The following is a 22,463-nucleotide window of genomic DNA, read 5'->3' as shown; positions in this document are numbered from 1 at the left end:
TAACTAATAAAAATGCCTAACTTTTAAAGTCAGGCATTTATATCTGTATTAATAATATTTTTTAGATATGATTATCAAAACTTCTGTCCATGACGAAATCTTCCATAAACTTGGTAGTATAATTTCCAGCTAAGAAATCTTCATTTTCCAATAGTTGTCTGTGGAAAGGAATGGTCGTTTTCACACCTTCTATGTAGAATTCTTCCAAAGCACGTTTCATTTTCGCAATCGATTCATCTCTTGTCTGAGCTGTAACGATTAGTTTTGCAATCATAGAATCGTAGTTGGATGGAATCGTGTATCCGGAATAAACGTGAGTGTCAACTCTTACACCATTTCCACCAGGAATATTAAGTTCCGTAATTTTTCCCGGAGACGGTCGGAAATCAGCATAAGGATCTTCCGCATTGATTCTACACTCGATAGAATGTCTTTTCGGATAATAATTTTTCCCGCTGATTGGCGTTCCGGCAGCTAATAAAATCTGCTCACGGATCAAATCGAAATCAACAACTTGTTCCGTAATTGGATGTTCTACCTGGATTCTCGTATTCATTTCCATGAAGTAGAAATTCCTGTGTTTGTCCACCAAAAATTCTATGGTTCCAACACCTTCGTAAGAAATGTATTCCGCCGCTTTTACAGCCGCAGCACCCATTCTTTCACGAAGATCATCTGTCATAAAAGGAGAAGGTGTTTCTTCGATCAGTTTTTGATTTCTTCTTTGGATAGAACAGTCTCTTTCAGAAAGGTGACAAGCTTTACCAAATTGATCTCCAGCAACCTGAATCTCGATGTGTCTTGGCTCTTCGATCAGTTTTTCCATGTACATTCCGCCATTTCCAAAAGCTGCAACAGCTTCCTGGATTGCAGAATCCCAATGCTCTTTCAGATCTTCTTCTTTCCATACGGCTCTCATCCCTTTTCCACCGCCACCGGCAGTAGCTTTGATCATCACTGGATATCCTGTTTCTTTCGCAGTTTTCTTTGCATCTTCATAAGAATCGATCAAACCTTCAGAACCTGGAACACAAGGGATTCCAGCTGCTTTCATAGTCGCTTTAGCCGTAGCTTTGTCTCCCATTTTTTCGATCTGTTCCGGAGTTGCTCCAATGAATTTGATGCCATTCTTAGCACAAATTCTGGAGAAGTTTGCATTCTCTGATAAGAAACCGTAACCTGGATGGATGGCGTCTGCATTGGTGATTTCTGCAGCTGCGATAATATTAGGAATTTTAAGATAAGAATCTTTGCTCATTGGCGGACCAATACAAACAGCCTCGTCCGCAAAACGTACGTGAAGACTGTCTTTGTCAGCAGTTGAGTAAACAGCCACTGTTTTGATTCCCATTTCCTTAGCCGTACGCAAAATTCGCATTGCGATCTCGCCACGGTTTGCGATCAATATTTTTTTGAACATCTTTTTAGAAATTTTAAATTTTAAATTTTGAATTTTAAATTAATTTTAAACGAATCGATTTTCATTTAAAATTTATAATCTTTCATCTAAAATTCCTTTAAGAAGGGTCTACTAAAAATAATGGTTGATCGTATTCTACAGGAGTAGCATCTTCTACCAAAATCTTCACGATTTTTCCGCTAACTTCTGATTCGATCTGGTTGAAAAGCTTCATCGCTTCGATCACACAAACTACTTTCCCTTCTGTCACAGAATCGCCTACGTTTGCGAAAACCTCTTTATCTGGAGATGGTTTTCTGTAGAAAGTTCCAATCATTGGAGATTTAATCGTAATATATTTGCTGTCATCAGAAGCGTTTGTTGCTTCAGAATTATCGTTAGAAGCAGAAACTGGACTTGCAGCTGGTGCAGAAAAAGGAGTCTGATAAGAAACCTGTGGTGTTACATAGCTTACAGGCTCGCCTCCAAGTGGTGTTTTGATGTAGATTTCGAAGTCTTTATTTTTATATTTCACTTCGGAAACTCCTGCTTTTGCTACAAATCTTACAAGATTCTGAATGTCTTTTATATCCATAAAATTTTAAATGTTTTGAACGCCAAATATAATAAAAAACCACCCAAATTAATAAAATCCGAGTGGTTTTTTATGCTAAGTATAAGATTATCAAAGATAATTCTTAGTTTTCTTCTATAGTTTCTACAGTTTTCTCTACTACAACTTTTCCTCTGTAGTATAGTTTTCCTTCGTGCCAGTGCGCTCTGTGGTATAGGTGCATTTCGCCAGACGTTGCGTCTTTAGCCAATTGAGGAACTACAGCTTTGTAGTGTGTTCTTCTTTTATCTCTTCTTGTAGACGACTGTCTTCTTTTAGGATGTGCCATTGTTAGTACTTTTTAAAAAATTCTTTCGAATTATATTGTTATTTCTTAATTGTTATCTTTTAATTTCTTCAAAGCTTCCCATCTTGGGTCAACTTGTTCCTCTTCTTCCTCGATTATTTTTGGACTGTATTTGTCTAAAAGATTTTGATATTCATCATTGTCTTTTACAGAAGGCGCTACTTTCTTCATTGGGATTGATAAAACCACCGTTTCGTAAATAAGATTCGCAATATTGAAATCGCTGTCTTTTCTGTTGATGGTAATCACATCCTCGTTGCTGTCATCGTATTCCTCTCCAAATTTCACAAGAACTTTCAAATCGTTTTCTATGTTTTCGGAAAATTCATCATTGCTAATATCGCAAATCAATTGAACGGTTCCTGAAACTTCGAATATGAATTCCAAAAATGTCGTGTGCTTGTCCAAAAGAACATTCACATTGATATTTGGGTTGAAAAACTCCTGTTCAGTCTCAAATAAATCAAAGAACTCCTGATTGATTTCATAATTGAAATCGTGCTTTCCAGCTTTTAAGCCTACAAAAGCAATGTCGTAGTTTCTAAATCTGTCCATAAAAATGGTTTGCAAAAATAATTTAATTTTTTCAAATAACAAAATATTTTTTGGAAATACTTGAATTGCAAAAAATTAGTCCTCCAAAAACTTATTTTAATGTTTCAATTTTGAAGAAAGTTGTTAGCTTTCTTTTGGCAAATCCTCGTCTGGTCCGCTATGTGCGTGGGTAGCTTTTGGACGGAGGCGATGCGCTCTCAATTCCTGGTATTCGTCTCTGCTTTTAAAAATATCTATGGCTGTGAAAATTGCTTCTGAAAATGAAGTCTCGTCCGCAATATTTTTCCCCGCAATATCGTAGGCAACGCCGTGGTCTGGCGAAGTTCTGATAAAAGGTAAGCCTGCGGTATAGTTCACGCCTTCTTGATAGGCAATCGTTTTGAATGGCGCCAAACCTTGGTCGTGGTACATCGCTAAAACTGCGTCGAACGCTTTATATTTCTCTGGTTGGAAGAAACTGTCCGCCGGATAAGGACCGAAAGCCATAATGCCTTCATTAAACAAATCCTGAATCGCAGGCTGAATAATTTCGATTTCCTCTTTTCCGATTACGCCACCGTCGCCAGCGTGAGGATTGAGGCCGAGAACGGCAATTTTCGGTTTTTCTACGCAGAAATCTTCTTTCAATGTAGCAACCAATTGTTTCACTTGTTTTTTAATATTGTCTTTCGTAATGTGATTTACAATTTCCGAAACCGGAATGTGGTGCGTGGAGACAGCGACTTTCAAACCTTCGCTTACCATAAACATTACGGCTTTTTTGCCAGCTTTTTCTTCGAAATAACCGGTGTGGCCTGCGTGAGCGAAACCATATTTCATCATTTCGTCTTTGTTGATTGGTGCAGTTACGAGAACGTCGATGTCTTTATTTAATAGAGCTTCTGTCGCAGCATTCAAAGAGTCGATGGCCATTTTTGTGGATTCCTCCGTTGGGACACCAAATTCGATGTTGCTGTTCTCCTTTGTAAGATTCACCATATTGATTTTTCCGGACTGAGCTTCTTTCGCTTCGTTGATGTAATTAAAGTTGGTCTGAAGTTTAAAAACATTTTTCTGATAAGTGAAAAGTTTTCCTGAGCCAAAAATTATGGGCGTAAAAAAGTCTGTGATGGATTTATCTTTCAGAGATTTGAGGATGATTTCCGGACCGATTCCGTTGAAATCGCCGATTGAAATTCCTACTCTGATTTTATGGTGTTTGGAGCTCATTTGTTTATCTTTGACATTTATAAAGAATTTACAAAATTACAATTTTTTAGGGAGTTTTTCTTATGAAACGGATGCTAATTTGATGGCTTGTGAGGATTTGTATAACCACATAGGCACATAGAAAATTGAAAGATTCATATTTTGAAAGATAATATAGATTTTGAATGTGCTATTTTATCTTTGATTTTTTTGAAAACTATGTGTCTATGTGGTAGAAATTTTCATATTTAATGATGAAAGCTTTATTTAATGTGAAAAGTTTCTACGGAAGACAAGGCCCATAGCCCCGATTGCAACGGCATCCTTTTTCTGCGGTGGCTTGAAAAAAGCGAGGGCGAAAAAGATATAGTGGAAAGCGGGATTAAGCTCCTAAAAATTTTAAAATACAAAAAGAGAATGTTTACAGGAATCATTGAAGCTACGGGAAAAGTAGAGAAAATTGACAGAAACGAAAGTAATATAGATTTTACGCTGAGCGGACCTTTCACTCAGGAATTGAAAATCGATCAAAGTCTGGCGCACAACGGTTGTTGCCTTACGGTTGTGGAGATTACGGAGAATACTTATAAGGTAACGGCAATTAACGAAACGCTGGAAAAAACCAATCTTAATTTTTGGAATGTGGGAACGGAAGTTAATTTGGAACGTTGTTTGCGATTCGAAGGAAGACTGGACGGTCACATCGTGCAAGGTCACGTGGACAAAACGGGAACGGTGGAAAGCATCGAAAATCAGGACGGAAGTTATTTCATTACCATCAATTACGACGAATCTGCAGAATATACAACTGTTCCGCAAGGCTCGATAACGGTGAATGGAATCAGCCTAACTGTTGCTGAAAGCGGAGATGGGAAATTTTCTGTGGCGATCATTCCTTACACTTGGGTGTTCACGAATATGAAAAACCTAAATGTAGGCGATGTTGTAAATCTGGAATTTGATATTATCGGGAAATACGTTGCAAAACTTTTGAAATCGCCAATGGCAAACTTAATAGAGAAATATAAATAAATGCAGTAAGCTTTAAGAAATAAAAACCACAAATGAAAAATCAAAAATGCCATTAAGCGATTATAAAGGCTATCGGTTAAGAAATCGAGTATTCATCGGGTTTCTTACAATTTGCATCTTGAGTGTAGTAACTTCGGCGGCTTTGTCTTTCGTGATTTTGCGGGACAATGCCAAGAAGGTGAGCAAGACCGATATGCAGAATAAATCTCAGGCCCTGATGGCATCATTGGATTATGCGCTGAGTCATTCTCAGGTTCAGACTTATGATATTCCCAGAGTTTTGGAGAATAAAATCTATGAAATTGCTGATGTTAATAAACACGATATCATTATTTATGACCTGAAGGGCAATTACCTTTTGTCTAATAAAGATCCTAATCTTGTTCCTCAAAAACAAATGCCCGCCAATGTCATTAAAGAAATCCGGAAAAACGGAAAGCAGTATGATGACAAGTCTTATGATGAGAAATTAGGCGCAAGCATCATTTCTTCTTATATGGTTCTGAAAAATAATATGCTGGAAGATATTGCGTATATCTATTTCCCATATTACCATAACGAGAGTGTGTATATGGATGTTTTCAAGCATTATTTTGCATATATTATTGGGGTTAATATTTTGATTATCCTTTTCAGTATTTGGCTGAGCTGGATTATTTCAAATAATCTGACGGAAGCCATTATCAGGTTTACATCAATGATTAGCAAGATTAATCTGTTTGATAAAAATCTGCGTCCAATCAAATATTATAAGAATGATGAGCTGAATGCTTTGGTAAAAGCTTACAACAAAATGATTGCGGAAATTGCTGATCAGCGCGAGCGTCTCAGCTACATAGAGAAGCAATCTGCCTGGCAGGAAATGGCAAAGCAAGTGGCGCACGAAGTCAAAAATCCATTGACGCCAATGAAGCTAATGATGCAGAATTTTGAGAGAAAATTTGACCCAAGCGATCCCAATATTTCTGCTAAAGTTAAAAGTCTGAGCGATGTGATAATAGGTCAGATAGATGTCATCAGCAGAGTAGCGAGTGCTTTTTCGCAATTTGCACAGCTGCCACAGAAAAATGATGAAGAAATCTCTCTGAATGATGAAGTCAAAAATGCACTGACGATTTTCAGTGATGAAAATATCTTTGTCCACGCCAATCAGGATAATATTCAGATGAAAATTGATAAAGATTATCTCACCAGGATCATTACAAATCTTGTTACCAATGCGAGCCAGGCAAAATCTGATGACAGGAAATCTGTCATCAATGTAGATTTGGAAAAAATCGAAAAGCGAATCAGAATCACCGTTCAGGACAATGGCGTTGGAATTTCTGAAGACAAACTTGATAGGATTTTTGATCCGAATTTTACATCCAAAAACAGCGGAATGGGAATAGGACTCACGATGGTTAAACGAATGGTTGAGGACTACAACGGAGCCATTACCGTAGCTTCTGAAGAAAACAATGGTGCAACTTTTACAATATCAATGCCCTCAAATATTTAGATGAAGCCGTTTAAATTTCAACAGTTTGATATTATGCAAAATGCAGAAGTTTTTCGGGTTGGGACAGATGCAGTTTTGCTTGGTGCTTTAACTAATGTTTCTCAAGCTAAAAATATTCTTGAAGTTGGAACCGGGACAGGGGTTATTTCATTAATGGTAGCTCAAAGAAATCCAGATGCGAAAATTTTAGCAATCGATATTAATCCGGAAGCAGTCAATATTTCTCAAACCAATTTCTCAAATTCACCTTTTTCGGATCGCATCGAAAGCAAACTTCAGGATTTAAAGAACTTTGGAACGAAAGATAAATTTGCTTTAATTATTTCAAATCCTCCTTATTTTGAAATCAATAATTCAGGAAAAGACATTGCTGCAAGACAGAGATTAGAATTGGATTTTTTTGATTTGATTCAAAAGTCAAGTCAATTGCTTTCCGAAAATGGGCTTTTGTCAGTTATCATTCCAATCGATTCTGAAAGAGACTTTACAGAGATTTGCCTAAAGAATAATTTATTCATCCAAAGAAAAGTCATTATCAAAGGAATTAAAACTTCAGAGCCAAAACGTTTAGTTTTGGAATATTCCTTCAAAGAATCACAAACAAAAGTAGAAAACTTTGTGATAGAAAAATCGCCAAGAGTTTATTCAGATGAATATTTGGAACTGACGAAGGACTTTCATCTGTTCAATAAAAAACTTTGAGATTGGAGAATCTTTACTTATAGATTGTTTGAATATTAACTTAAAAACAAAACCCGCTGAATTTCAGTGGGTTTTGTTTTGTAAAGTGGAGTTGGAGGGATTCGAACCCTCGTCCAAACAAGCAATACATAAGATTTCTACATGCTTATTTCGCTATTGATTTTCGAGCTCAGGCAGAGAGCAAACACCCAACCTAAACCTTATCTTCTAAAATTTTCGATCCCGAGCCGAAGTTTCTCGAGACTTATTTCTGCATTGCTATGCCCCAGAATCAAACGCCGCAGAACAGAGCGTTTGTGAGACATCTTGCTTCCTTACTATCTTCGGGAAAGCGCTGGATCCTACTATGATTCGGATTAAGCTGCAAGAGCGAACTCTTCGTTGCCAGTTAAAAGTGTGTAGCAAGGGATTTAAGAGATCGCGCTACGGTTCTCTGCATGCTTACTTACACATTGACCTTGCTGTCGAAACCAGTCAACCCCAATTTTAAAATAAGACAACAAATTTACAACAAATTAATTTACTAATCCAATTCCAATCATCACTTATCATTTATAATTCATCATTTATAATTTATAATTATTTAGGCGTATCCCTCGCCATGCTTTTCCCACCGCTCGGGTCGGGCTGTCCGCTACAATCTTTTTGTCATTCACCCTTAGTCTACGAAAGACAATTTCAACAAAGACAAAAATGATTTCCACTACCATCCCTTACTCAGCTTCGCCAGGATCAACATTGTGGCTTTGTTTAGACATTTGATCAAAAATTTAAATTACAAGAAAATATATCTTAAATCTCTGTTAAGTTTGAAGTTTATGCTGAGCCTGTCAAAGTACCTTTGTGATACTTAAAATATTTTCAACAATGATAAAATAACTTAGTGCACTTTGCGTTCAAAAAATCTGCATAATCTGCCAAATTAACGAGATTCCAAACCCTTTGCTGAGTTTAAAGTTTATGCTGAGCCTGTCGAAGTACCTTTGCGAAACTCAAAATATTTTCAATATCAACAAAAAAATCTTTGCGGACTTTGCGTTTTAAAAAAAAACTTCTCAGAAAAATTTTAACAAAACCAAAACACACAATTTCAAAAAAAATCACAAAACTCCTTAAAGTCGGTTAAACTATCACGTCAAAAATCCATTGCAGATAATATCTCAGCCAATTAGAATTAATTTTGCACAAAACGTAGAATCCGTGAAAATCAAATTACTGTCGCTCATCATATTTCTTTTCTTCATCAAGACATTTTCCCAGTCAGAATATGTGATGGGAAATATCTCCAATGAGAATGGCGACAAATTACCCAACGCCAGCATTGTCAATCTTCGTACAGATCAGGTTGTGATTTCGGATTTTATGGGAAACTTTGTCATCGCTGCCAAAACTTCAGACGAACTCAGAATAGCAAGGCAAGGCTACGAACGAAAAAATCTAACCGTAAATGCAAACAGTTTCTCCAAAAGCGTAGACGTGAAACTATTCACCATTCCTCAGGAAATAGAAGAAGTAAAACTCACGTTCCGCCCAACCGGAATTTTGAAAAAAGACGTTTCAAGACTCAATCCGCCGCCAAAAGTCGTTGCGTTAAACAGCGTAATGAATCTTTATATGAAAACAGCACCAAACGGCGTTGCACCAAAAGCCACAGTACCTTCTTCTTTCCAACAGCCAAATCTCTCCGCAGGACAAATGGATATTGTGAAATTGGCAAGCGCAATCGGAGGTTTGATTGGAAAATCAACGCAATCTCCAAAAACCACAGCCAACTATTCCGAGAAGCAGGAGTTTTACAAGCGCGTAAAAGCAGTTGTGAATCTGGATTATTATACAAGCTATGGTTTGGACGAGTATGACTTTGATATTTTTCTGGCTTATGCAGACGAATCTCGAGGACTTTCCAAGAATTACAGGAACAATTTTAATAAGGTTGCGATAGAATCCCAACTTAAACTTGCTTTTGAAGAATACATCAAGACGCATAACTTCTCAAAGAAAGTTTCTGAAGGTTAATATTTTTAACCATTTTCACTACTATTTTCATTTAACATAATATTAAATTATCAATTGTTTAGCTGGATTAGCCTTTTAATATTGGTGTTTTTAATTGGTCGTTTAATTTTAATCAGACAATTTATTAGTCTTATTGAATTACCTTTTATCAGAAAATCCCTATCCATCCACCTTTTAACATAATGTGGAAAACTTTTACAGATGATTGTCAGTTTTTTGACTCATTTCCGCATTTTGCCCTTTCATTTGTAGACTTCAATTTCTATTTTTGTAATCACTTTAGAAGATAGGTAACACATTTCTCCAGCAGAAATATTCTGTTACAAAATCACATCTTTTCATAGAATTTTAAATAAACTGATAAATACGGCTGATAATGGGAATTTTCGATAAAAGAATAAGCTACAAACCTTTTGAATATCCGGAAGTAATGCAATTTGTAGAGGCGATCAACAAGTCTTATTGGGTACATTCCGAAGTGGATTTTACAGCCGATGTTCAGGATTTCCAGTCACAGTTAGAACCTCACGAGAAAAACGCAGTGAAGAATGCTTTGCTTGCAATTGCTCAGATCGAGGTTAATGTAAAAACATTCTGGGGGAATCTTTACAACCACCTTCCAAAGCCGGAACTTAACGGTCTTGGCGCAACCTTCTCAGAATGCGAATTCCGCCATTCCGAAGCTTACTCAAGATTGTTGGAAGTTTTAGGTTACAATGATGACTTTTTGGACGTTGTGAATGTTCCAGCCGTAAAGGACAGAATCGATTATCTTGGAAAAATGCTGAAACACGCCAATTCTGATGATCAGAAAGCTTACGTTTCTTCATTATTGTTGTTCAGTATTTTGATTGAGAACGTTTCGTTGTTCAGTCAGTTTGCGATTATTTTGTCGTTCACGAGATTCAAAGGTTATTTGAAAAACGTTTCCAACATCATCGCTTGGACTTCTATCGATGAGCAGATCCACGCAAACGGCGGAATTTATCTGATTAATAAAATCCGTGAAGAACAACCGGAATTGTTGAACGATGCTGATATCGAAGCTATTTATGACTTGGTGGACGAATCTATCGAAATGGAATCCAACATCCTGGACTGGATTTTCGAACAAGGCGAATTGGACAATGTTTCCAAGAAAAATCTTCTCGATTTCATGAAATACAGAGTAGATGACTCTTTGAAGAAAATCGGAATGAAAACCAGATATAATATTTCGCCGGAAGATTACCGCCCCATGGTTTGGTTTGAAGAAGAAGTTTTCGCCAACTCTATGGATGATTTCTTCGCAAAACGTCCAGTAGATTATACGAAACACGATAAGTCGATCACTGCGAACGATTTGTTTTAAAATTCCCCTTCCCAGAAGGGGTGGCGAAAATTCAAAGAATTTTTGACGGGGTAGTTTATAAGAAAATATATTGTTATTCTGTGGGATAACAAATGAAAGTACAAGTGAAAATTTCACTTAAAAAAAAAGAAAATTTTGAGAAATGTTTTTAATTCTTGGAGTTTTCTTTTTTATGTGAAATCGTCAAAAATGGCGAAGCGCGCCCTGGCTTGAGTGGAGCTCTTTTTCTGGCATTGCGATGTGGAAATGTTCAAATGGATAGCTTCACGTCATTCGCAATGACAGAAAAAAGCGGGAGCGGAAGACGGATAAAGGCGCCAAAATAAAATTAATAAGTTGCTAATTCCCAAAAATAAAAAGTTATGATGGACGAAAATATAGATATCTGGTGGCTCAACGAAGAGTCTGAACAAATGTTGAACAGAGGCTACCTTTTGAAAGGTGAAACTGTAGATGGCGCAATCGACCGTATTACAACGGCGGCAGCAAAACGTCTTTACAAACCGGAATTGCAACCGGCTTTCAAAGAAATGATCGTGAAAGGCTGGATCAGTTTCTCTTCTCCTGTTTGGGCGAATATGGGAACGCAGCGTGGTTTGCCGATCTCATGTTTCAATGTTCACGTTCCGGATAATATCGAAGGCATCACGCACAAGTTGGGCGAGGTCATTATGCAGACGAAAATAGGTGGTGGAACTTCCGGTTATTTTGGAGAATTAAGAAACAGAGGAACTGCAGTGACAGACAACGGAAAATCTTCCGGAGCAGTTTCTTTTATGAAATTATATGACACTGCGATGGATGTGGTGTCGCAAGGCGGTGTAAGAAGAGGTGCGTTTGCAGCTTATCTTGACATCGACCACGGTGATATTGAGGAATTCTTGAGTATCAAAGATATTGGAAGTCCAATCCAGAACTTATTTACAGGCGTTTGCGTTCCGGATTACTGGATACAGGATATGATCGACGGTGATGCAGACAAACGTAAAATCTGGGCTAGAGTTTTGGAAAGCCGTCAGCAGAAAGGTTTGCCTTACATTTTCTTTACGGATAATGTGAATAGAAACAAACCTCAGGTTTACAAAGATTCTGGATTGATGGTGAACGCAAGTAACCTTTGTTCAGAAATTATGTTGCCTTCTACGGCCAACGAATCGTTCATCTGTTGTCTGTCTTCTATGAACTTAGAATTATACGACGAGTGGAAAGATACGAATGCAGTGAAATTGGCAATCTACTTCTTAGACGCGGTTCTTTCAGAATTTATTGATAAAACTGAAGGGAATTATTATTTGACTTCAGCTAGAAATTTTGCAATGCGTCACAGAGCTTTAGGTCTTGGTGTTTTAGGATATCACTCTTATTTGCAGAAAAATATGATTCCGTTCGAGAGTTTCGAGGCGACTCAGTTCAATGCTAGAGCGTTCCGTCATATCAAAGAACAGTCTGAGATTGCTTCAAAAGAATTGGCGAACATCTACGGAGAACCAGATATGCTGAAAGGTTATGGATTGAGAAACACGACTTTGATGGCTATTGCGCCAACAACTTCAAGCTCTGCAATTTTAGGTCAAACTTCTCCTGGAATTGAGCCATTTGCTTCTAACTATTACAAAGCTGGTCTTGCAAAAGGAAACTTTATGCGTAAGAACAAATATCTGGCGAAATTACTTGACGAAAAAGGTCTTGATAACGAAGAGACCTGGAGAACTATTATGTTGAACCACGGTTCTGTACAGCATCTTGAAGGTTTGTCTGATGATGAGAAAGCAGTTTTCAAAACATTTAGAGAAATTTCTCCAATGGAGATCGTTTCTCAGGCGGCTCAAAGACAGCAATATATCGATCAGGCTCAGTCGCTTAACTTGCAGATTCCTTCTACAATGCCAGTGAAAGACGTAAATTACGTGATGATCGAAGCTTGGAAAAAAGGTGTAAAAACTTTGTATTACCAAAGAAGTTCATCTGTTTCTAAGGAGATGATGGTCAACTTTGTGACTTGCTCTGCTTGTGAGGCGTAAGTGAACAGACAATAATAAAGTAAAAACATAAAACCATTTCGTTTAGAGCGAAATGGTTTTTTTGTGTCTGATTGTGAAGGAAACGGAAACTTATTACTCTGGTAAAATATTAGTGAAGAATTTCACAATATTTTCCTTCAGTTTTTCAAACGTTTCCGAAGTTCCAAATTCCTTGTTGTCATAACCAATCGGAAATCCTTTTTCCACATATTCATTATTTTTACTTAATGTCAACGGTTGGAAATCCTGATTCACTTCGCCCAATTCATCGGTATGAATATCCAGATATTTCACCGTAGAATTCTTCGAGAAATCAAGTTTTGTCAAATCAATTTTCTTGATTTCTTTCTTTAAATCTGAACGGAAAAATAAGTTCATATTCTTAGCATCAATCACAGTTTGCCATTCTCCTGCGTGAACAGAATTCAGAATATTCCAAGCGTAATCTACTGGTTTTCCGTCGTATTTGTAATTTTGAAGCATATAATAAGCACGGTTGTAGCGGTCGTCCCAATTTCCACTTTTTTCATAATCGAATTTCTCATTTCCTCCCAGAAAATCAAATTTCTTAGCTTTATCAAAATCTTTTTTATATTGGTTGTTGCACAAAAGTGGCATCGGCATTTCTTTGTCAGTCAGGACTTTGTATTTTCCGTCCAGCAAAGCAATCGTTGTTGCATTACCTTTGGCGTCAGTCAGGAAAAAATGACTTCCCGGCGCATTAGGCCACCAATCAATGTTCGGACCTTTGTTCAGATTGTCAACGACTTCCTTTACAGTTTTATAATTATCCAATTGATACTGAATCCATTGCGCCCAGAACATATTTGGTTGCGTTGGATTTACAACTTTCGAAGTTTCTTCAAGGTAAAGTTCCACCACGAAAAGCCCTTTTTCGTTCACGCCATAACAAGGGAAATCGTAACCCAAAAGATTGAAAGTCACCGAACCATATTTCGAAGTCCATTGTTTTTTGGAATTCAAATTGTCAGTGGTCAGATTTTCCCAGCTGATATTTCTTTTCAAAACATCACGTTTGTTTACCACAATCATTCCTGGCATCGTTTTCCAGTTTTCGTTGAAACCAACCACGCAATGGTCCTTTCCCCGCAACAGAAATGCGGAACACGCCGAAAGTGCCGTAGAATAGGCGATTGTCATCAATAGAAAACTTCGTAAAAGTAAAAACTTCATATTTTTTAATTTAATTTTTTTGAAATATTTTGGATTAAATCGGATATCGTATCCTTGAGATATTCCGGTTCGATAATCTCAGCATAATCCGCAAAGGTAATCAACCAGCGCGGAAAACCCTCATCAATCCAACTCGTTTCGAAGGTCAGGAGCATTCCGTTTTCCATTTCCTCATCGGCAATCCAGCCATAATATTTCATCGAGTGCATAATGTGAGGCATTATTTTCTTCTCGACCAAAAGTTTGACCTGAACTTTTTCCGTATTCGATTTTTGCTTGTAGTCAGCGACTTTTCCATATTCCTGATGAAAAGGATTTTCGGTTTTAATGATTTTCAAGATCCTGTCCACACGGAATTGCCTGTAATCTTTCCGCATCGTACAAAACGCCATCACATACCAATAATTGAATTCGTAAAAAATCCCAACCGCTTCAATAATTCGTTCCGAAGCTTCGGTTTTTGCACTTTCATAATTGATTTTTAGTTGCGTTTTCTCAGAAATACTTTCCAGAATGGTCGGAATAATATTTTTAATCGAGTCCGTTTTTTCCGGCTGGTAAGAATATATGTTGATTTGATTTTCAATATCAGTGACCAAATTTTTCTCCGAATTTCGAAGTACAGATTTCACCTTTTCCATCGCCGAATTGTAATGAGAACCGAGACTTTCGTGGGAGAAATTCTGCATCAGTTTTTCTGCCGTGAGGAAACTGAGAACTTCCTCTTTCGTAAACATCACAGGCGGAAGTTTGTAACCATCGACCAAAGAATAACCCGAACCAGCTTCCCCAAAAATCGGAATGCCCGCATTTTCCAAAGTTTTAATATCTCTGTAAATAGTTCTGACACTCACTTCAAATTTATCTGCCAAATCCTGCGCCCGAACAATCGGTTTGCTCTGCAATTGCACAAGAATCGAAGTGACGCGGTCTATTTTTTTAATGTAATGGTCTTCATTCATCTTTATACGTTTTCACCAATCTATCAAGATTCAGACTTCTTGCGGAAGCATCGAAGATTTCACGGTAAGTTCCGTCTTTTTCGTACAACTCTTCGTGCGTTCCATTTTCCACAACTGCGCCTTTTTTCATCACATAAATCATATCCGAATCCAAAATCTGCGACAAAGAATGCGAAATTATCACAACGGTGCGTCCTTGTTTTATTGCATCAAGAGAATTTTTAATTTGTTCCGTTGCGATGGCGTCCAGACTGGCAGTTGGTTCATCAAGGAAAATAATCGGTGGGTTTTTCAAAAATAATCTGGCGATGGCAATTCTTTGTTGTTGACCGCCGGAAAGTTGCGTGGCGTCGTGGTTGTAAGCTTCCGGTAAATCCATAATCTGTTCGTGAAGATAAGCTTTCGTCGCAGCTTCCTTTATTTCATCAAATGTGGCGTGAAGATTTCCATAACGGATATTATCTTCAATGCTTCCTTTGAAAATGTGATTTTTTTGAAGTACCAATCCAAGGTCATCCCGCAGAAAGTCATTATCAAAATCATTCAGATTATTCCCATCCAAAAGGATTTCGCCGGAATCTGGTTCATAGAATTTACAAAGCAAATTGATGATTGTCGATTTTCCTGCGCCACTTAGTCCAACCAAAGCGGTCGTTTTTCCATTTTCGATTTTAAGGGAAGCGTTGTGAAGTGCTTTCATCCCGTTTGGATATGTGAAATCCACATTTTTGATTTCGAAATTTCCTTTGATGGGGATATTGTTGATGGTTCCATTCGGTTCGGTTTCCTCGTCGGCATTCAGAATTTCAAAATAACCTTCGGCATAAATGAACGCGTCATTCATATCATCATAAATCCTGTGAAGCTGTCGAATAGGCGCAGAAACGTTGTTGAACAGCATAATGTGAAGCATAATCGCACCAATCGTCATCTGCTGGTCGAGCACGAGATAAACTGTCAAAAGGATAATCAAAACGACGCCGAATTGCTCGATGAAAGTTTTCAAACCATCGTAAATAAAACTGGTTCGTCTTGTGTAAAGCTGGTTTTCCATCAGCTTCATCTGAAGATTGTACTGTTTGCTTCCTTCAAATTTTTCTCGGACAAAACTTTTGATGACCATTATGGAATTAATCAAATTCAGAAGTCCGGACGTTTTCTGCTCACGCTGATTTCTGAGTGTTCGTCTGACGTTTCCTAATTTTTTTGCCTGTCTTGATGTGACATAAAAGTAAATCGGAATCACGAAAGTTGAAACCAACCCGACGTAAATATTCTGCATATACATCACAATCAGCGCAATAATTGCCGTTGAGAAAAGCGGAAGAATATCGATGAAAAAATTCTGAACAAGTTTCGTTAAGCTTTCAATTCCTCGGTCGATTCGGATTTGAAGTTTTCCCGATTCGTGGTTTTCGTCGTTATAGTAAGCGATTCGGTAAGTCAGGATTTTGTTGATGGCTTCCTGTGCAAGTTCGGAACTGACATTAATCCTGATTTTTTCACCATAAAATTTCTGTCCAAACTGAATGAAAATATTCGCCAGTTCTTTTCCTAAAAGTATGATTGAAATTAAGGTCAGAACGTGAATTCCTTCCTTCATCGGATTGGGAAGTTGCGTCAGTTTTGTCACTTCGTCCACCGTATATTTCAAAACTAAAGGATTGACCTGAGCGAACAATGCGCCGATGAAAGTCAAAGCTAAAGTCACGAAAATCATCATTCGGTAAGGCTTGATAAAGCGTCGCAACTGCTGATAAATATGAATGAGATTGGTGGTTTTTTGAAATGGCTTTTTCATTACAGCAATTTAAGAAAAATATAAAATTTAATGATGACATAATTTTCGAATCAAAATCTTATTTTTAAACTTTCGTAAAAGAAGGAAATGAAAATATATACAAAAACCGGCGACAAAGGAGAAACCGGACTTTACGGCGGAAGCAGAATCTCCAAAGCCAGCGCAAGAGTAGAATCTTACGGCAACATCGATGAACTGAATGCGAACATCGGCGTTGCAAAATCTCACATTGAAGACGAAGATGTCATTATTCAACTTAAAAAAATCCAATTTGATCTTTTTACAGTTGGTTCCGAAGCTTCGACACCGATTGATAAATTGTTTTTGGCCAATGGAAAAGCGAGATTACCATTGGTAATTTCGGACAAAGAAATCGAAGAATTGGAAACTTGGATGGATGCGATGGAAGAGAAAGTGGAGCCTTTGCAGTATTTCATTTTGCCAGGCGGTGGAAAAGCATCGACGTTTCTTCACGTGGCGAGAACGGTTTGCAGACGGGCGGAACGTAGTTTGGTTTTCCTTAATCAATCCGAAGAAGTGCGTGCGGAACTCATCAAATATCTGAATCGTTTGTCGGATTATCTTTTTGTTTTGGCAAGATATGTTTCGAAACTGAATAATGAATCTGAGGAATATTGGAATCCTAATGATAAAAGTTAAAAGAATGAAATACGCAGTTTTGATTTTTATTATAGGACTAATTGTTTGTCTGGTCGGAGCTCTTTTCAAAATCACGCATTGGAGTCTTTTTGGGTTTTCAGGAAATATAATGCTAGCAATTGGATTATTTTTACAAATTATAGGCGGTTTATTGCTTTTGTATAACTTGCTTTTTGCCAAAAAGTCCAATGATTTATAAAATGAAAAAAGCCTTACTTTTCATCAACGGCGAACCACCGAAAGAATTTCCCAATCTGTCTGATTATGAATTGATTGCTTGTACAGATGGCGCTTTTCATTATTTAAGGCAATTCAATTTTCCATTAGATAAATTGGATTTTATTTCCGGCGATTTCGATTCTCATAAAATTGATGATGAGATTCTTCGTCAAGCTCAGAATGACAATTTTGAAATTATTGAAACGCCTGACCAGAATAAAACTGATTTTCATAAAGCGATAGAAATTATTATCGAAAAAAGTTTTGAAAATATTGATGTTTATGGAGCAAGTGGAGGCGAGCAAGACCATTTTCTTGGTAATTTGAGTGTCGCTTTTTTCTTTAAAGATAAATTGAATCTCAGATTTTTTGATAATTATTCGTCATATTATTTTATTTCAAAAGAATTCTCTATTTTTGATGTGAAGGACAAAATGATTTCATTAATGCCTTTTCCGATTGCTAAAAACATCGAAACCAAAGGATTAAAATGGCCTTTATATCACGAAGATTTGATTCTCGGCGAAAGAATCGGAACACGGAATATTGCAGAGAATAAGGAAATTTATATCAAATATAAAGAAGGCGATTTGCTGATTTTTGTTGGAAATTAATAAAATCGTCTTCTGCTTTTTTCATTTTCCTCATCCACTCTTTCTCGGGAAATTCTTTCTTCTTCCTCAATATCCTCAATTTGTTTAGCTGTTGCAACTTCCGCAATAGAAGCATTGCCAAAAAGTATTGGTGCAGATTCAAAATCTATTTCGATCACGAATTCTTTCGTCAGTAAAAACCATCTATCTGGATGTTCAATAGAAACATAACTATAAAGAGTTTGATAGTTACGATTATCGTTTTTTTGATAATAAATTTCTACTTCTTTTTCCTGAAAGGTTTCAATAAAAGAAGCTTTTTCCTGGAAACAAATTCTTGCCATCATTCCACCAGAAAGTGCAAGGAAAATTTCGTTGTCATCTGTTGTGATTTCCTCCTGATAATTCAAAGCACTTTTTAGGGCCAGTAAATAAGAGTAATCTATACTTGAGAGCTTATTTGCACTTTTAACAAATCTCCAGTGTTTTTTTTCACCACTAAAGTTTGGAATTTTTTCTGATAGTATTTTGCTCAAATTTTTTCTCCAATATCTCGGTAAAATGTTTTGGTTAGGTTTTAAATAATGGGGTAGGGGCGATTCTGGTTGGTTTGAATTCTCCTTCAAATAAAAACGGATTGACTGAATTTCAACATAGTTATTCCTCAATTCCTTGTCAAGCATTATTCTGTAAAAAAAGCGAAGTGCATTTTCTTCATTTGCTAACAAATTAACTTCTTCATTTTTATCTCTTAAAATCATAAACGATTTCTGTATTTCTCTGGGAAAACTTTCAATTGATTTTTTTAGAGATTCTATTTCAGAATAAATTTCTGCCTTCTTTTCTTTGCAAAATTTTTCTATGTTACTAGAATCAAAAATTTCATCAAGTTCAGGTTTAAAATTTGATGCGAGTTTTGATAAAGACCTTCTGACTTCATCTTGGTTGTGGATGTAGTCTTTTGTGTAATCTCGGAAATCTCTCCAATGAATTAATTCGTGAACTTCATCTATTACTGATATTTTTATGTTTAAATCAGAAAGATATTTTTGACCTTCAGAAAATCTATTAATAGGTTTGTTAACTTCAGATAATTTTAAAAACTGAATGAAATTATGAGAAATTATCTTCCGTTGTTCCTCTAGAACTTCTTCAATGTTTTTGTCAGAAGAATTTGTTTTTTCTAAAAACCAAGGTATAAAAACCTTTTCCAATTTCCCTGCTAAAATTTCTGTTTCAGTTGTAGCTTTTAAATTTTCTATTAATTCTTCTTTGATTTCTGATAAATTCATTGCGTTTTTTTAGAATTTAAATTTAAAAATAATAAACAAACGGCCAACAAAAATCATCATCATTTTTTATAGAATTATTAACGTAGAAATTCAGTTTATTTCATCATTTTTGTACCGTAAAACAATTAACTTTTTTTAGCCGGAAATGAAAATAAAATATTCTGAACTAATTGACCAAACGCTTTATTTTCCTACAGAAGAATTCAATGTAGAAGAGAATAATCTGAAATTCCACGATATCAACCTGATGGAAGTTGTGGAAAAATTCGGAACTCCTTTGAAGTTCAATTATTTACCAAAGATTTCTCAGAATATTGAAAGGGCAAAATTCTGGTTCAAAGAAGCTTTTGAAAAGAACGATTACCAAAAGACCTACAGATATTGCTACTGCACGAAGTCCAGCCATTTCGCATTCGTTGTAGAAGAAGCGTTGAAGAATGACATCAGTCTGGAAACATCTTCCGCTTACGATATGGACATCGTGAAATCCCTTTATGACAAAGGAAAAGTAACGAAAGATATTGAGGTGATTTGCAATGGTTTCAAAACCGACGATTATTTGGCAAAAATCTCTGACCTGATTAACAGCGGTTTCGAAAATATCACACCAATTCTAGATAATTACAGAGAGCTGGATAAGCTGACAGAAAGCATCGACAGAACTTTTGACATCGGAATCAGAATTGCGGCGGAAGAAGAACCAAAGTTCGAATTTTATACCTCAAGATTAGGAATCGGATACAAAGATATCATTCCATACTATAGTCAAAAAATCGCTGAACATCCGAATGCGAGATTGAAAATGCTTCACTTTTTCATCAATACCGGAATCAAGGACACGGCGTATTATTGGAACGAATTGTACAAATGTCTTCGCGTTTATGCAAGACTGAAAAAGATTGCGCCGGAAGTGGATTCTCTTAATATTGGTGGTGGTTTTCCAATCAAAACATCACTTAATTTTGATTATGACTATCAGTATATGGTCAACGAAATTGTGTCTCAAATCAAGAAATTCTGTGAGGAAGAAGGTGTAGAAGAACCAAATATCTATACAGAATTCGGAAGTTTTACCGTTGGCGAAAGTGGTGGGCATTTGTATAAAATTATTTCTCAGAAACGTCAGAATGACAGAGAAAAATGGAATATGATTGATTCATCTTTTATGACAACATTGCCTGATACCTGGGCAATTTCCCGTCACTTCATAATGTTGCCGCTTAACCGTTGGGAAGATTCCTATGAAAGGGTTTTTCTTGGTGGATTGACCTGTGATTCCGATGATTATTACAATTCCGAACAACATACCAATGCAATTTATCTTCCGGTTTTCAATGAAACAAAAGCTTTGTACATCGGATTTTTTCATACAGGCGCTTATCAGGAAACGATTGGTGGTTACGGCGGTGTTCACCATTGTCTGATGCCTCAGCCAAAACATATTTTGATTGATAAAGACGAAGATGGAAATTTCACTTATGAACTGTTTAGGGAAGAACAAAAACCTGAGGATGTCCTCAAGTTATTAGGATATTAAAAAAACAAAAGCGGAAAATTAATTCCGCTTTTTTATTTGTCTTTATTTTCAAATTTAGGATAGTCAAAATCTTCGTTGTAAATGATGTTCAGAATCCCAATATTAAAATTATTGTGCGGATATTCTTCGCCGTTGATCACAACAGAAATCGAGTAATCTTCCTTTTTGCTGTAAGATGTAATCGAATGTGATCCTGCAGTATCACCGCCGTGTCCAAAGGAAACCTGATTGTAAAACGGCACCGCCATTAAGCCCAATCCGAAAGGTTTTCCTGGTTTTGGCATCATCCTGTCAAGCGTTTCCTTTGCAACTAATTTGTTATTAAATAAAGCATTGATAAAGAGATTCAGATCGTTCGGCGTTGAAACCAAGTCGCCCACTCCAACACAGTTTCTGAAATCGAAATCTTCTTTTTCTTGCCAGATTCTTTTCTTATTTTCATAAGATTTGAAAACATTTTTCGGCTTGTCCAGAATAGAAAATGTGTTTTTCAATCCAATTTTATCTGTAATGTTTTCTTTCAAAAGAGCATTGTAAGGTTTCTTCGCCACTTTTTCAAGGATTCTGCTCAGCAGGTAATAGCCGGAATTGGAATACCTGGTTTTTTCTCCCGGCTGAAACTCTACACCCTGCGCTTTTATCGTATCAAGAATAGCCTTGTCTCCAACCGGTTTTTTGAAAAGCCACTGGTAATGTTCGCCGACATAGTCGCCCAGACCGCTTGTATGATTCATCATTGTTTCTATGGTTATTTTGTCTGCATTCGGAAGCTCAGGATAATATTTGGAAAGCTTGTCGGCAATGCTCAGTTTACTTTTTTCGACTTGCTGCATCAGCATGACGGCAGTAAATAATTTGCTGATAGAACCAATCTGATAAACGGTTTCTGCATTCCATTTGACGTTCGGCAAATGGTCTTGCCCGAAGTCTCTTTTGTAAACTTCTTTCCCTTTTTGGAAGATAGAGATGTTGCCGATGCTCTGTTTGTTTTGGGTCATATAATCCAGAAAATCATCGAGTTTCGCCGTGTTGATTTCACGGTTCCCGATGTCTTTTATCTTTTCATTTTTAGGATTTGTTTTTTCATCGCCGTTATTTTTGAAAAGATTGAGTGGAAAAGAACGGCCGTTTTGTTTAAAAGTGCCTTCAAAATGATCCTTAATCAGTAGACCTTTGTAAGATGCGCTCAATTCATTCATTTCAAAAACCAATTCGTTATTTGCAAATTCAGTTTTGTCAACAGTGATGATTTTGTCATTTTGTTTTGGACTTTTCGCAGATGAGATGTATGCGTTGTTTTCTTTTTTAATATTAAAAATCAGAGGCAGTTGCATTCCTCCCAATTCGAGTTCGCCTTTCCAGGAGCCAGTTAAATCTTGGGCGTAAAAAGTCTGTGCTAATAAAATCAGCACCAATAATAGTTTGGTTTTCATATGTAAAATTTATGGTTTGCTAAAGGCCTTATGCAATCGCCAGCTGAGATGGTTTAGCTGAATAAGTTTGGGAATTGCGATTTCATA

General features: G+C 36.7%; 20 protein-coding genes and 1 other RNA gene. 10 read left to right on the top strand and 11 right to left on the bottom strand.

Going from position 1 to position 22,463, the window contains the following annotated elements:
• Positions 1–61: 61 nt before the first annotated feature.
• The 5 genes from accC to pdxA all read right to left on the bottom strand — a co-directional run bounded on the left by accC (position 62) and on the right by pdxA (position 4,083).
• Positions 62–1,420, bottom strand: coding sequence for an acetyl-CoA carboxylase biotin carboxylase subunit (gene accC / locus OPU68_RS12815; RefSeq protein WP_498474379.1), 1,359 nt, complete (start codon positions 1,418–1,420; stop codon positions 62–64).
• Between the two features lie 97 nt (positions 1,421–1,517).
• On the bottom strand, positions 1,518–1,994 hold the full coding sequence (accB, locus tag OPU68_RS12810) for an acetyl-CoA carboxylase biotin carboxyl carrier protein (protein WP_498474378.1): 477 nt from the start codon (positions 1,992–1,994) through the stop codon (positions 1,518–1,520).
• Between the two features lie 103 nt (positions 1,995–2,097).
• Entirely contained in the window at positions 2,098–2,301 is a 204-nt protein-coding gene (gene rpmF / locus OPU68_RS12805) for a 50S ribosomal protein L32 (protein WP_028121219.1), read from the bottom strand.
• Between the two features lie 45 nt (positions 2,302–2,346).
• The gene (locus tag OPU68_RS12800; RefSeq protein ID WP_498474377.1) at positions 2,347–2,874 is read right to left on the bottom strand and encodes a YceD family protein; all 528 of its coding nucleotides are present in this window, start codon (positions 2,872–2,874) and stop codon (positions 2,347–2,349) included.
• 123 nt (positions 2,875–2,997) lie between these two features.
• Positions 2,998–4,083, bottom strand: a complete 1,086-nt coding sequence (gene pdxA / locus OPU68_RS12795; RefSeq protein ID WP_498474376.1) for a 4-hydroxythreonine-4-phosphate dehydrogenase PdxA — start codon at positions 4,081–4,083, stop codon at positions 2,998–3,000.
• A gap of 396 nt (positions 4,084–4,479) precedes the next feature.
• On the opposite strand from pdxA, the gene OPU68_RS12790 reads away from it, so the two are divergent.
• From OPU68_RS12790 to OPU68_RS12780, 3 genes are all read left to right on the top strand, one after another.
• Positions 4,480–5,094, top strand: a complete 615-nt coding sequence (locus OPU68_RS12790; protein WP_498474375.1) for a riboflavin synthase — start codon at positions 4,480–4,482, stop codon at positions 5,092–5,094.
• Between the two features lie 118 nt (positions 5,095–5,212).
• Entirely contained in the window at positions 5,213–6,595 is a 1,383-nt protein-coding gene (locus OPU68_RS12785) for a sensor histidine kinase (protein ID WP_498474374.1), read from the top strand.
• Positions 6,596–7,297 carry a tRNA1(Val) (adenine(37)-N6)-methyltransferase gene (locus OPU68_RS12780; RefSeq protein ID WP_498474373.1) on the top strand — a complete coding sequence of 234 codons (702 nt, stop codon included), beginning with the start codon at positions 6,596–6,598 and terminating at the stop codon, positions 7,295–7,297.
• An 83-nt stretch (positions 7,298–7,380) separates the two neighbouring features.
• Here OPU68_RS12780 and ssrA read toward each other — a convergent pair.
• Positions 7,381–7,779, bottom strand: a transfer-messenger RNA (tmRNA) gene (gene ssrA, locus OPU68_RS12775).
• A 718-nt stretch (positions 7,780–8,497) separates the two neighbouring features.
• Between ssrA and OPU68_RS12770 the strand changes: the two genes are divergently transcribed.
• The 3 genes from OPU68_RS12770 (at position 8,498) to OPU68_RS12760 (ending at position 12,685) form a co-directional block, all read left to right on the top strand.
• A complete protein-coding gene (locus OPU68_RS12770) occupies positions 8,498–9,313 on the top strand; it encodes a peptidase associated/transthyretin-like domain-containing protein (RefSeq protein WP_498474372.1) in 816 nt (271 codons plus the stop codon).
• Positions 9,314–9,689: 376 nt separating this feature from the next.
• The gene (locus OPU68_RS12765) at positions 9,690–10,664 is read left to right on the top strand and encodes a ribonucleotide-diphosphate reductase subunit beta (protein ID WP_498474371.1); all 975 of its coding nucleotides are present in this window, start codon (positions 9,690–9,692) and stop codon (positions 10,662–10,664) included.
• Between the two features lie 365 nt (positions 10,665–11,029).
• Positions 11,030–12,685 carry a ribonucleoside-diphosphate reductase subunit alpha gene (locus OPU68_RS12760; RefSeq protein WP_498474414.1) on the top strand — a complete coding sequence of 552 codons (1,656 nt, stop codon included), beginning with the start codon at positions 11,030–11,032 and terminating at the stop codon, positions 12,683–12,685.
• Between the two features lie 93 nt (positions 12,686–12,778).
• Here OPU68_RS12760 and OPU68_RS12755 read toward each other — a convergent pair whose 3' ends face one another.
• From OPU68_RS12755 to OPU68_RS12745, 3 genes are read right to left on the bottom strand one after another with little or no spacing between them, the layout of a single operon-like run.
• Positions 12,779–13,879: a linear amide C-N hydrolase gene (locus OPU68_RS12755; protein WP_498474370.1), complete on the bottom strand. Its 1,101-nt coding sequence runs from the start codon at positions 13,877–13,879 to the stop codon at positions 12,779–12,781.
• Positions 13,880–13,884: 5 nt separating this feature from the next.
• Positions 13,885–14,841 carry a helix-turn-helix transcriptional regulator gene (locus OPU68_RS12750; protein WP_498474369.1) on the bottom strand — a complete coding sequence of 319 codons (957 nt, stop codon included), beginning with the start codon at positions 14,839–14,841 and terminating at the stop codon, positions 13,885–13,887.
• Positions 14,834–16,561, bottom strand: a complete 1,728-nt coding sequence (locus OPU68_RS12745) for an ABC transporter ATP-binding protein (protein ID WP_498474413.1) — start codon at positions 16,559–16,561, stop codon at positions 14,834–14,836. Before OPU68_RS12745 ends, OPU68_RS12750 begins: the two co-directional genes overlap by 8 nt.
• A gap of 168 nt (positions 16,562–16,729) precedes the next feature.
• On the opposite strand from OPU68_RS12745, the gene OPU68_RS12740 reads away from it, so the two are divergent.
• Genes OPU68_RS12740 through OPU68_RS12730 form a run of 3 tightly spaced genes read left to right on the top strand, consistent with a single transcriptional unit; the run spans position 16,730 to position 18,135 of the window.
• Complete coding sequence (locus OPU68_RS12740; RefSeq protein ID WP_498474368.1) at positions 16,730–17,302, top strand: cob(I)yrinic acid a,c-diamide adenosyltransferase; 573 nt, start codon at positions 16,730–16,732, stop codon at positions 17,300–17,302.
• 4 nt (positions 17,303–17,306) lie between these two features.
• Positions 17,307–17,501 (top strand): GldL-related protein, encoded by a 195-nt coding sequence (locus OPU68_RS12735; RefSeq protein ID WP_379965942.1) that lies wholly within the window; start codon positions 17,307–17,309, stop codon positions 17,499–17,501.
• A gap of 1 nt (position 17,502) precedes the next feature.
• A complete protein-coding gene (locus OPU68_RS12730) occupies positions 17,503–18,135 on the top strand; it encodes a thiamine diphosphokinase (RefSeq protein WP_498474367.1) in 633 nt (210 codons plus the stop codon).
• Here OPU68_RS12730 and OPU68_RS12725 read toward each other — a convergent pair.
• Positions 18,132–19,406, bottom strand: coding sequence for a hypothetical protein (locus OPU68_RS12725; protein WP_498474366.1), 1,275 nt, complete (start codon positions 19,404–19,406; stop codon positions 18,132–18,134). The two genes, OPU68_RS12730 and OPU68_RS12725, sit on opposite strands and share 4 nt — an antisense overlap.
• A gap of 145 nt (positions 19,407–19,551) precedes the next feature.
• Here OPU68_RS12725 and OPU68_RS12720 point away from each other — a divergent pair, with 145 nt between their 5' ends.
• Entirely contained in the window at positions 19,552–20,943 is a 1,392-nt protein-coding gene (locus OPU68_RS12720) for a type III PLP-dependent enzyme domain-containing protein (protein WP_498474365.1), read from the top strand.
• A 32-nt stretch (positions 20,944–20,975) separates the two neighbouring features.
• On the opposite strand, the gene OPU68_RS12715 is transcribed toward OPU68_RS12720, so the two are convergent.
• Complete coding sequence (locus OPU68_RS12715) at positions 20,976–22,376, bottom strand: serine hydrolase domain-containing protein (protein WP_498474364.1); 1,401 nt, start codon at positions 22,374–22,376, stop codon at positions 20,976–20,978.
• Between the last annotated feature and the right edge of the window lie 87 nt (positions 22,377–22,463).

The sequence above is a fragment of the Chryseobacterium sp. TB1-D10 genome, from assembly GCF_059803555.1.
Note: the sequence above shows the minus strand (reverse complement) of the source record. Positions and strands in the feature narration are given on the sequence as shown.